This is a genomic window from Pseudoalteromonas sp. AWH4_217 (genome assembly GCF_056161105.1).
The window spans coordinates 196,846-209,648 of record NZ_JBSWYM010000011.1 but is presented as its reverse complement, the minus strand read 5'-3'; the positions used below and the strand labels follow the sequence as shown (position 1 = coordinate 209,648).

1 protein-coding gene (running past one end of the window) is annotated in these 12,803 nt (G+C 52.7%); it reads right to left on the bottom strand.

Going from position 1 to position 12,803, the window contains the following annotated elements; translation table 11 throughout:
• On the bottom strand, positions 1 to 12,803 hold the beginning of the coding sequence (locus ACXAH1_RS15390) for a non-ribosomal peptide synthase/polyketide synthase (protein WP_475197816.1). 14,734 nt of this gene lie to the left of the window's left edge; 12,803 of the gene's 27,537 nt are visible here — the first part of the coding sequence; the start codon lies at positions 12,801 to 12,803; its stop codon lies beyond the left edge, outside the window.

Here is a 12,803-nt window from a genome sequence, read left to right as displayed (position 1 = left end):
AGGGTTTCAAAAGACACGCTTTGATTATCAAACGCAGCCAGTGCAGTGTCGCGGCTTTGTGCCAGCAATTGTGCAAATGACATGGACAGATCTGTGTCCATACGCAGGACCAGAGTATTGGCAAAGAAGCCTAACATGCGCTGCGTTTCCAGCTGTTCACGATTGGCCACAGGCGTACCGATAACAATGTCGCGACTGCCACTGAACTTACTCAATAGTGCGCTGAGTAAGCCATGCATCGCCATAAAAGTACTGACCCCCTGACGTTCGCAATAGGCTTTTAATGTCTGGCTGCATTGTTCGCTAAGCTGATTGAACACCACCTGACCACTGTGGGTCATTTCCTGAGGGCGCGGCTTATCCAGCGGCAGCTCATGCACAGGCGGTAACTGTGCCAGCTGCTGATGCCAGTAGGTCCGCTGTGCGGCCAGATTTTCGGGGTGACGACCCTGATGCTCCCACAGCGCATAATCGGCATATTGCAGTGCCAGCGGCTTCAGGCGTTCGTTGTCTCCCCTGTGGCTATACAGCGCGTCCAGCTCAGCAATGAATATCTCCATGCCCGAACCATCCATTGCCACATGATGGAAGTTGAGTAGCAGGGTGTAATGATCATCACCACGGATAAAGACATGTGCACGCAGCAGCACGTCCTGCTCCAAGTCAAACGGGGTCACCGCCAACTGCTCAAGCAGACCGGCAAATTCCTCTGTACTGTAATCACTGGCATCGAGTACTTGTGGCTCAAATGCACTGACCTCCTGGATATACTGGTAAGGCCCCAGCTCGTCCCGACGCAAGCAGGTGCGCAGCACCTCATGGCGCTCGACCAGCGCCGTCAATGCCTGTGTCAGCGTCGTTAAATCAAGCACACCATGATAATCAAATGCGAATGGCATGTTGTACTGAGCACTGCGCCCTTCCATCTGATCAACCAACCACAATCGCTGCTGCGCATCGCTTAATGGCAGTCGTTCCGGACGCTGCGTCTTCACCAAAGGCTGATCCTGAGGCAGCTGCCGTTGCGACGTCAGCGCACGTGCCAGTGCCCGAATGGTCGGCATTTTAAACACATCAGATACGTTCAATGTGCATGGCTGGGTTTGCTTCACCCGGGCAACCAGTTTGCTCGCCGCCAGAGAGTGGCCCCCCAGCGCGAAGAAATTGGCCTCAACGCTTATCTGGCCAACATCCAGTGCGAGAATTTCAGCCCACAGCGTTTGCAGCTGCGACTCCAGATATGTTGCCGGCGCCTCATAATGCGCCTGCTCGACACTGATCGCAGGCAGTGCCCGCAGGTTAATTTTTCCGCTTACGGCATACGGCACCTGCTCAATCTGAACATAGTAACTTGGCTGCATATAGTCAGGCAGAGCTTGCTGAGCCAGTGCCCGCAAACGCGCCGTAATGTCCTGCTCGCTCAATGCGCCTGCCGCGACGAAATAGGCAACCAGGTGCGAGCCCTGCACCGTTAAGACCACTTGAGCTACAGCTTCGCTGCGACTGAGTACCGTTTCAATCTCGCCCAGTTCGATACGGAATCCACGCAATTTGACCTGCTGATCGATACGACCAAAGAATTCCAGATTGCCATCATGATCCCAGCGTACCAAATCGCCACTGCGATACAGCAAACCTGAACCAAATGGATTGTTAATAAAGGCTTTTTCACTCTGTGCCGGATTGTTGAGATAGCCCTCAGCAACGCCCGCACCGGCAATATACAACTCCCCTTTGGCCCCGACAGGAATACAACGCTGCTGAGCGTCCAGTACGTAAAGCTGGGTATTGGCTATCGGACCACCGAGATGAGGATGGGTGCCTGTGACCTCAGTCTGAGTTACTTCGACGGTTGTTTCCGTCGGACCATAGGCATTGAAGAACACGCGACCATGTTGCTCACTGTACTCACTGAGCTGGCACCAGAGTTTACGATTCAGCGCTTCACCACCGAGCATCAGCGATGGCATATCTTGTTCATGACACTCCAGCATTTGCTCCGCAAAAGAAGGCGTGGCAAAGCTGTAGTTAATATCGTGAGCCTGACAGAACTGCATAAAGGCATAGGGGTCACGACCCGTTTCATGGTCAGCAATGACCAGACACCCGCCAAATGCCACTATGGCCAGGCCAAACATAGACGCATCAAATACTAAAGGAGCACGCCAGCCCCAGCGCACCGTGGCCATGTCTGCCGTTGCAAAGGTCCGCTGTGTCCAGCTTGTCAGTAGATGCGCCAGATTTTGCTGACTGATACACACGCCTTTGGGCTCGCCGGTAGAGCCGGATGTAAAGAGCAAATACGCCATCTGTGCATATCGCTCTGGCACCCGGTAGTCGCAGCCAGATGGAATAGTTTGCAGGCTGACAATCTCGGCTATTCCCTCAAATGCCTGCCCTGCATCCGGGTGCTGAACCAGTAACAGACGGATCTGTGCCTGTTCAGCTATTTTCTCAAGCCGGGCGCGAGGGTAATCCAGCGCCAGCGGCACAAAGGTCGCGCCACACAACTGGGTTGCATAAATAGCCACGAGCGCATCGGCGCTGCGCGGTAATAGCAGTCCCAGATTATCACCGGGCTGCACACCCAGAGATTGTAAATACCCTGCCAGTTGTTTGGCACGCGTTTGTAGCTGACTGTAAGTCAGTGTCAACTCGCCCTCTTCAATGACGATGTGCTCAGGGGTTTGGGCAACACGCGCTTCGAGCATAGTGCGCAAATCCGCCTCGTACTGGCAAGACGCGCCTTTACCCAGTGCCTCAATGGCACGCCGCTGAGTGTCATCAACCAGTGCGGGCAAAGATTCGAATGGCGTACTGCTGTGAGCCAGTAAGTTGCTGAGTCCATCGCTCAGACAGGTCAGCAGGGCTTGTGCTGTCGCGGCCTCAAAGATGTCCGTACTGAAGTCAATTTCCAGCAGGATATCGCCATTTTGCTGCTCTGTTGCATTGAGCGTCAGGTCAAATTTAGCGAAGCTGTTTGGCTCTTCCAGCGTTTCGCAGCCAAGCTCTCCCAGAGAAATCGCCGCACTATGCTCGGCTGTCAGATAGCTGAACATGATCTGGAATAGCGGATGAAGATGTGCGACCCGCTCTGGGTTTAAGGTTTCAACCAGAGTCTCAAACGGATAGGCCTGATGCTCATAAGCGCTCAGGAAGGTACTATTTTGCGCTTTGACCAGTTCACTAAAACTAAGCTGAGGAGATACCTGCGCACGCAACACAACACTATTTACAAAATAGCCAATCATGTGTTCACAGCTCGCCTGCTGACGGTTTGCCATTGGCGTACCCATCACAATGTCTTGTTCACCACTGAACAACGACAAGACCCAGGAAAAAGCACTCTGCAACACCACAAATGGGGTGGTTTGCTGTTGTTGAGCAAATTCGCGGATTGCACTCACCAGCTCCTTAGGAATGCGTCTGCTCAGAGTCTGCGCTCGATAGCTGGCATCAACCGGACGCGGATTATCCAGTGCCAGCTCATGATGCAGTGGTAGGTCTGCCAGCTGCTGTTGCCAGTACTTCGCCAGCTTATCCATATGAACAGGATCGTCGAACCGTGCTTGCTGCCAGCGTGCATAGTCATGATATAGAGGCAGGTCAGACTCATCAGCGTGCCCAGTACGATAAAAGTGATCCAGCTGCTCCAGGATCAGTCCCATGGACCAGCCGTCCGCCGCGATATGATGAATACACAGCGCCAGAACGTACTCTTGAGCGCTCAGGGTGATCAGTTTCGCGCGCAGCATCAGCGGACTTTGCGGCGTCAGATCCTCATGAAGTTGCGCAAAACTGTTAGCCAGTGCCGTGTCACGTTGCTCTGTCTCACACTCTGACAGATCATCAAACGTTAGCACGCTGTCAGGCTGGGCATTAAGTTTTGCTATCAGCTCATTATCTTGCTGCACTACTGAGGTTCTCAGTACCGGATTGTGCTCAAGTAAAGCACATAAGGCTTGGTCCAGACGTTCAGGGTCTGGGCAAGCATCAAAGCGCAGGTAAAGCGGAATATAATAACCCGCCTGATCGTCACTCATCTCACAGGCCAGCCACATCTGGCGCTGTGCCATAGACAGCGCTGGTTCATCACAGTGTGAACGCGTAATTTCGACACTGTGGGTAATCTGCGTGTGCTGCGCAATCATCCCTGCCTGAGCCTGAATGCTCGCATACTTAAAGACACTCGCCAGTGACCAGTCACCCCCAAACGCCCCATTGATCAACGTGATCAGCTTAGCTGCCAGCAAAGAATGTCCGCCCAGCGCAAAGAAGTTGGCCGTTGTACTTATTTCATCGGCTTTGCGGCCCAATACCTGAGCCCACAGCTCCACCAGTTGTTGCTCTGTTTCATTAACCGGCCCCAGATACGCCTGCTCAACGATATTTGCTGCAGGTAACCTGCGCTTATCCACTTTCCCGTTTACGGTTAATGGCATTTCATCAAGCAAAATGCACTGTGAAGGCACCATATAATCCGGCAACTTTTCACTCAGATATTGTGTCAGTTGACGATCAAGATCGCCTGTCGCAGTTTCTGGTGCCGTAAAGTAGGCAATCAAATGCTGCTCAACAACCTGCACGCAAGCTTGCTTTACCAGACCGCTGTTGCTCATCAAGCGGGTGATTTCTCCCAATTCAATGCGCAAACCGCGTAGTTTAATTTGGTCATCCGCCCGACCCATGTATGTCAGACGGCGAGCTTCATCCCAGCGTACCAGATCGCCACTGCGGTACAGTTTTCCTGCACCAAACGGGTTATTCAGGAAGCTGTCCCGGGTTTGTTGGTCACGATTCAGATAACCCAGAGAGACCCCGCTACCTGCGATGTAAAGTTCGCCTTTCGCACCAAATGGTTGCAGACGCTGGTAAGCGTCAAGCACATAAAGCTGGGTGCTGGCTACGGTTTGCCCCAGATGCGTTGTGTCGCCGGTTACCTCAGTACAGGTCACATAAACCGTTGTTTCCGTTGGTCCATAGACGTTATAAGCCCGGTGCCCCTGTTCACGCAGAGTGACCAGTTGTGACCAAAGGGGCTGCTCCAGCGCCTCTCCGCCTAACACAAGATCCGGGATAGGCTTATCCTGTGGCCAGGCATCGAGCATCAGCTGAGCAAACGAGGGGGTTGCAAAGGTCAGATTGATACCCTGTTGCTGAACGAACGCCGCATATTTAACTGGATCCCGGCTGGTTTCTCTGTCACACATCCATAGCTGTCCGCCCAGTGCCAGTGCAGCAAGGCCAACCACCGAGGCATCAAAGACCAGCGGCGCACGCCAGCCCCAGCACACATCCCTGACATCACGACCACTGAGTACAGTATCTTGCATCACTCCAATAAAGTGAGCCAGGTTGCCATGGCTCACCTGCACCCCTTTTGGCTCACCAGTTGAGCCAGATGTAAATAATATATACGCGGTATCTTGCGCACAGACATCCACACTCTGATAGCGGTTATGGTCAGCACTGAGGGTTTTCAGCTGGTGGACCACACGTTCACCCCGATACAGTGTTTGCAACGACTCACAACTGATAATAAAGCGCACATCGGCTTGCTGACAGATGTTGTCTATCCGCTCAGTCGGATAGCTTTCATCCAACGGGATATAGACGCCGCCACACAGATGAATTGCTTGTAGCAATGCCACCAAATGCACATCTTTGGGTAGCAACAATGCCAGCGCATCACCCGGCTTTACACCCAGCTGCTGAAGACCCGCAGCATACTGTCTGGCCTGATGATCCAGCTCAGCATAACTCAGTTGAGCATGCGCATCGTGCACGGCAATGTGCGCCGGACGAGCGGCAGCCAGATCAGACAAGCGCTGTGGCATGAATACCGACTGCACAGTCTGCTCAGGCCCGTGACCCAGCTGCTCGCGCACTACAGGCATTTGCTCTGGTGCGAGTAAATCAAGTGCATTGAGCGGCTCAGAAGGCGCGGCGCAACATACCGAGATAATATGCACGAACTGAGACAGCAAGCTGTTTATCATCGCCTCACTGAACAGATCCGTGGCGTAATCCACTTCAATGCTCAACGCACCAGAGTCGCGCTCTATGATGTTCAGTGACAGATCAAACTTAGCGGCGCTTTGCTCTGGGGGCAATGTACTCACCCGGACACCCGGCAAGGCAAACGACGTCAGACGTTCATCACTGGATAAATAATTGAACATGATCTGGAAAAGCGGATGACGACCATGCACGCGTTGCGGCTGTAAGAGCTCAACCAGCTGTTCAAATGGCAGTTCCTGATGCTCATACGCATCGAGGATCATGGCTTTTTGTCGGACAAGCATAGTGCTGAAGCTGTCTGTCCAGTCTACCGCGCTGCGCAGCACCACTGAATTAACGAAATAGCCAATCAGTGACTGAGTTTCTTCATGACGACGATTCGCCATCGGCGTACCCATTACCACGTCTTGCTCGGCGCCAAATTGTGCCAGCAGTAACGCAAATGCGCTCTGTAATGTCACAAACGAGGTAACATCATGAGCACCCGAAAATGCTTTCAGCTGCTGGTTTTGCTTTTCATCAAGTGTCACCCGACAGGTATGCGCGGTATGCAGATCCCCCTCAGGTGCACCATCTATCGGCAAACTGTGTAAACTCGGTAAATCGGTGAGCTGCGTCTGCCAGTATTCACGCAGTGACGGCAGCACATCTTGCTCAGCAAAGTGCTCACGCTGCCAACGGGCAAAGTCACTGTATTGTAACGTCACGTCATGCTGAGCTGTGGGGTCAACATATAAAGCGGATAATTCATTACCCAGCAGCTCGACAGACCAGCCATCCGCTGCGATATGATGACACCATAATCTCAGCTCATACTGCTCAGTACCGAGCGTAAACAAGACGGCATGCAGCATAAGATCGCTGGCAGGTGTTAGTGTCGTTGCCACTTGCTCTGTCACTTTAGCAATGGCCTCTTGCTGCTGCACGGTATTGTACTCACGCAAGTCAACCTGACTTAAAACCCTGTCCGGTGCCGGATTTACCCTGGCAACAATCCCCTGTCCGGTACGCTCAATGGAAGTACGCAACACGGTATGACGAGTGAGCAGGCTAACCAGCGCTGTATCAAGCCGGGCAGCATCAACCGAGCCGTGCAATGCCAGGTGTAGTGGCAGCAAGTACCCAGCCTGATTGTCACTCATTTCACAGGCCAGCCACATCTGTTGCTGCGCAAATGACAATACGACGTCTGCATTGGGGTCAAATTGTATTTCACTGCGTACAGCACTGTCGGCTGCCTGAGGCGCTGGCAGCAGGGCTGCCAGCGCTGCGATGTTTGGATTGGCAAACAGCTGTGTCATTGTCAGCGGATAGCCAAACACCTTCTTAATCATACTGATCAGCTTAGTTGCCAGTAAGGAGTGGCCACCCAGCGTAAAGAAGTTACCGTGTACACTGATCTGCGAGGCGTCCAGTGTTAATACTTCTGCCCATATTTCGCAGAGCTTCACCTCAGTAACATCGCCCGGTGCAACATACTCATCTGCGCCACTCGCCTGAGGAAGCGGCAATGCTTTTTTGTTGACCTTGCCGTTCAGAGTCAAAGGCAGCTGAGGTATAAAAACAAAGTGGGTCGGTATCATATAAGCTGGGAGCTGCGCATTCAGGTTCACCTGTAAAGCACGCTGTAGCTCGACATGCGCGCCCTCAGCGACATCACCCACTGCCACATAAGCAACCAGCTGCTGGCGGTGCGCTGTTACAAACGCTTGCTGCACGACTTCATGCTGAGCAATAACTGATTCGACTTCGCCGGGCTCAATTCGATAGCCACGCAGTTTTAATTGCGTATCTGCGCGTCCCTGAAAAGTAAGCTGCCCTTGTGTATTCCAGCGCCCCAGATCGCCGGTTTTATAAACCAAACCAGGACCAAAGGGGTTTTCAATGAATTTTTCCGCAGTCAATGCCGGCTGGCCCAGATAACCGGCTGTGACACCACTACCTGCAACCCATATCTCGCCAATCGCGCCACGAGGTAACAAGGCACCGCAGTCATCGACCAGATAAATCTGCGCATTGCTTGCCACCTTGCCGATACTTGGTAAAGCTGATGTGCTGATATCACAGCATGTGGCATGTACCGTGATTTCTGTCGGACCGTAGTAATTGATGATGCTCAACCCGGTTTGAGCGGCAATCTCATTGAGGCGTGCCCATAATGACGGCGAAATCGACTCGCCTCCCATCCCCAGGTTTGGCATCTGTGCAACATCCGGCCATTGCTCGATAAATAGCTCACAAAATGAAGGGGTGACACAACAGTGAGTGAGCTGATGCTGACGACAAAACTCCGCATAACGCTCTGGATCCTGACAGGTCGCTTCGTCTGCCAGCACCACAGTTGCACCAGCAGCGACAGCGCCCAGCCCCAGCATGGAGCCGTCAAAGACAAACGCCAGGCGCCAGCCCCACCGTACATTACGAGGATCATGCGCCGAAAATGTATCCGTATCATTGGTAGTTAAAAAGTAGCTTAAGTTACGCTGGGTGACGATAACCCCTTTGGGCGTGCCGGTTGAACCGGACGTAAACAGCATATAGGCCGTATCTTGTGGACGGTTGACTACCGGCTGACAACTCAGCCCTTGTGCAATCGCAACCCGGACATCGATAAATTCACATGCCAGTTCCGGGGCCTTGGCAACTTCCGATACACTCAACAACCAACGGATACCGGCCTGGCTGGCGATATTATTAACTCGCTCAACCGGGAAGTGAGTATCAACAGGAACAAACGCCGCGCCACATAAATGGCAGGCATAGACAGCGACAATATACTCAACACAACGAGGCATCATCACGGCAATGGCATCACCTTGCTCCACCCCGTTACTTTGTAAGTAACCAGCCAATGCACGGGCCTGTTGTGCCAACTCCCGGTAACTGAGAGAACGATTATCGTCAATCAGCGCCGGGCGGCCGTCACACTGTTCACTGAGGCGATTCAGACGTTGCACAAAAGACTCACCCAGCTCACATTCTACCCCTTTACCAAGTGTCAGCAGCACTTCCCGGGCAGACTGAACAGGGACGTTTGTTAACTGATGCAGAGGTTGGGTAGACTCTGTCAGCCAGTGATTCAGGGCCTCACAGAATTGCGACAGAATTGACTCCGCGGTCGTGCTGTCAAACAAAGCACTGTTATAGTAAAGGCTGGTGGTGAGCTGGTCATCCATGCTTTGCCAGATATCCAGGGTCAGATCAAACTTCGCCTGAGTGTCTTGCTCAGTCAATACCCGGGCTTCAACCTCGCCCAGTGTAAAGTGTTCACGATGTGGGTTCTTACCCAGAAAGTTAAACAGAATCTGAAAAATTGGATGAACATGTTCCTGGCGTGGCGGATTAAGCGTATCGACCAAATGAGAAAAAGGAAACGCCTGGTGCGCCATCGCCGCCATGATGGTGTCGTGCTGACCGGCAATAAACTGCGCCAGAGTTTGCTGGCGATTGACCTGACTGCGAATAGCCACCGGATTCACAAAATATCCGACCATCTCCTGGGTGGCGCGCTGTTGACGATTCGCCATGGGTGACCCAATAACCACGTCTTCTTCACGGCTAAACAGGCTTACCACCAGCGCAAACATACTCTGCAATACCACAAATTCAGAGGTGCCATGGCGCTTGGCAAATTTAGCCAATTGCTGCCCAACAGTCTGTGGGAGCACAACTCGTGCCATACCTGCCGCGGGTGATTGCTCCTCATTGAGTGACAAATGACTGCGCGGTTTGTCGAGGGCAATACCATGCAGAGCCGGCAACGACTCTAACTGCGTCTGCCAATACTGGCTCATGGCCTGCGCCTGCTCACTGCCCTCCCAGTGTTGCTTTTGCCAGCGAGCATAATCCCCATAACCTGCCTGCTCACCAGGCTCAACCGCATGCTGATAGAACTCACTCAGTTGCTGGCACAGTAAATTGACCGACCAGTCATCAACTGCGATGTGATGAAACACACAACATAAAAGGTGACGCTGCTCAGACACGCTAATCAAACAAGCGTTCACCATCAGCGAACTGGCTGGTGTCAGTCCGCGGCCCAACTCAGCACGGACCTGTGCAATGCGCTGTGATTGCTGTGCTTCATCCAGCTGACTCAGTTCAATGTGTTGCAATGGCAGCTGCGTAGTGTCAGCGAGCTGGGGCTGCAACTGGCCGTCTTCGTCCATCACCAGGCGGGTGCGTAAGATTGGGTTATGTGCCAGCCACAGATCCAATGCAGCTTGCAAACGCGGGATCTCCAGCGGGCCGCTAAGCGACAGTGTCAGTGGCACTAAATAGCTGTGTTGTCCATTTTCCTCCAAGCCTTCGTGCTGACTGGCCAGCCACATCTGTTGCTGCGCAAAGGATACCACCGGACCACCTGCTGCATCAGGTTGCACCGAGATGGCGGGCAATGGGTTCACTTCCTTTGCCAATGACGCAGTGTCGAGTTCAATGTAGTTTGCCAGGTCCACTATGGTGGGATGAGTAAGCAGGCTTTGAAACTCAAGGTCTACCATCAACTGTTCGCTAATGGCGCCGAGTATACGCAGACCAATCAGGGAGTGTCCGCCCAGCGCAAAAAAGTGTGCAGCACAACTGAGTGCCTCTTCAGGCAATTCAAATGCCTGCGCCCAGATCTTCCTAAGCTGTGTTTGTAATGGCGACTGAGGCTCAACGATTTCGCTGGCCACAGGTTCAGGCAAGCGATGATCTCGCAGTGCGCGACGATTGACCTTTCCATTGGGCAGCAGAGGTAATTCATTCAGGGCGACAAACTGGTTTGGTACCATATGCCCGGGCAGACGAGATGCCGCAAATTCACTGAGTTCCTCGCCAGTGGGCGGCTCTCCCTGCGCAACATAGAAGGCAACCAGCTGTTGACTCTGTCCTCGTACAACATCAACCACCGCAATGCTTCTGATCTGATCATGACGAGCCAGTTGACTGTCAATCTCGCCCAGCTCGACACGAAAGCCCCGTACTTTGACCTGCTCATCAGCACGTCCCAGGAAATAGAACTCGCCATCGGGACCTTGTCTGACTAAATCCCCACTGCGGTACCAACGTATGCCACGATATTGAATAAACTTACTGTGGTTTTCTGCTTCGCGATTCAGATAACCTGAACTCAGGCAGGGTCCTGCCAATAACAATTCCCCAACAGCACCAGGGGGCTGTTCATGGCCTTCACTGCCAACCACTAACGCAATTCTGGGCCCACATAACTTACCAATGGGAATACTGGCACGCGACAAATCAGCCGATGTTACCTGGTGCCAGGTGGAGGTAATGGTTGCTTCAGTGGGTCCATAGGCATTAAATAATCGACAGCGTGAGAAAAGCGCCAACTCTTCCCAGCGACGGACAATCTGAGGGTTCAGGGTTTCTCCGCCCAGTACTAAAGTATGCAACCGGGTTTGCTGCCAAAACGCCATCTCGTTCGTTTGCTCACTGAGCAGTTCAGCGACCAGCGCCGGCGGCAGGTCGGTACAGGTGATCTGTTGTTGCAACAAGTAATCGGTCAGCTCCTGATGACGCCACAACCGCTCGCCCTTAATATGCACCGCTGCGCCGGCACACAGTCCCACCCAGATCTGCTCCAGTGCGGTATCTACGTTCAAAGATGCAAATGACAACACGGCATCCTTATCCGATAACGCCAAATGCTCAGACATGGCATGAATGTGCGCAGCAAAAGCTTCATAGCTTATCGGCACGCCCTTGGGCAAACCGGTCGACCCGGAAGTATAAATAATATAAGCAGACAAACTGGTGTCTATCTCGGGTGGATGCCAGACCTTACTGTGTGTCTGTGCCATCAGAGCATCATACCGATAGCACTTCACACCATCGCGCACACCTTTGTGCTCATTGGTAGCATCTGTGAGCACACATTTGAGCTCCGCATCGGTCATAATGTGTGCCAGTCTTTGTGCCGGATAACCAGGGTCAAGCGGTACAAAGGTGGCGCCTAAGCGCCATAACGCAAGCTGTGCCACCAGTGCAGCTACTGAGCCGGGCAGCATCACACCGACCCGAGTACCCGGGTCAACCTGCTCATTAAGTTGTGCCGCCAGATGACAGGAGCGAGTCACTAAAGTGCGATAATCGATTTGCTCATCACTGTCACACACAGCCAGGGTCCGGGGAGCGTGTTCAGAAAGTTGGTCGAGTACATCGACAATGCTTTGAGGTGTTTGCGCAACCGGGGGAGACAAAGTCTCATGATAATAAGCCAAAGCGTTCAGAGACTGATTTGGGTCAATCGCGACCTCTGTAACCACAAAGGTTAGCCAGTCTGCAAGCGTCTCCACAGTTTGATGGTCTATCTGCCGGGCATCATAAAACCACTCAAGATGTGAGTCAGATGCCATGTTTAACAGCAAAGTAAATGACAGACGTTCAATGTCTGCTTTGGCAGACTCTGTCACAAGAAAAACCGGCAACAGCGCATCTGCACTCTCTGACGCGCCTGTTGGCACGGGAAGTGCACCTGTTGTCTGTGTACACACATAATCGTGCCATTGCTGTACAGTCATCATGGGGTCAAGGTGTAAGTCACATACTTGTTCGGTATTACTTGCTGAATCAGCGTCAGCATTATCTACATATCGCATCCTCGCTGGTGACATCTGGTAATATCTGGCATACACCAGTGCGAAGCAGCTAAACAACATCTGCGCTTTGTCTGTATTCAGCCTGGTTGCTGCCTGGGTCACTGTTGCAGCATCTAGGCTGGATTGAGCCAAACTGGTTATTTCCTTAGCCATGCCTGGATTAGCTCTGTCGACAATCAC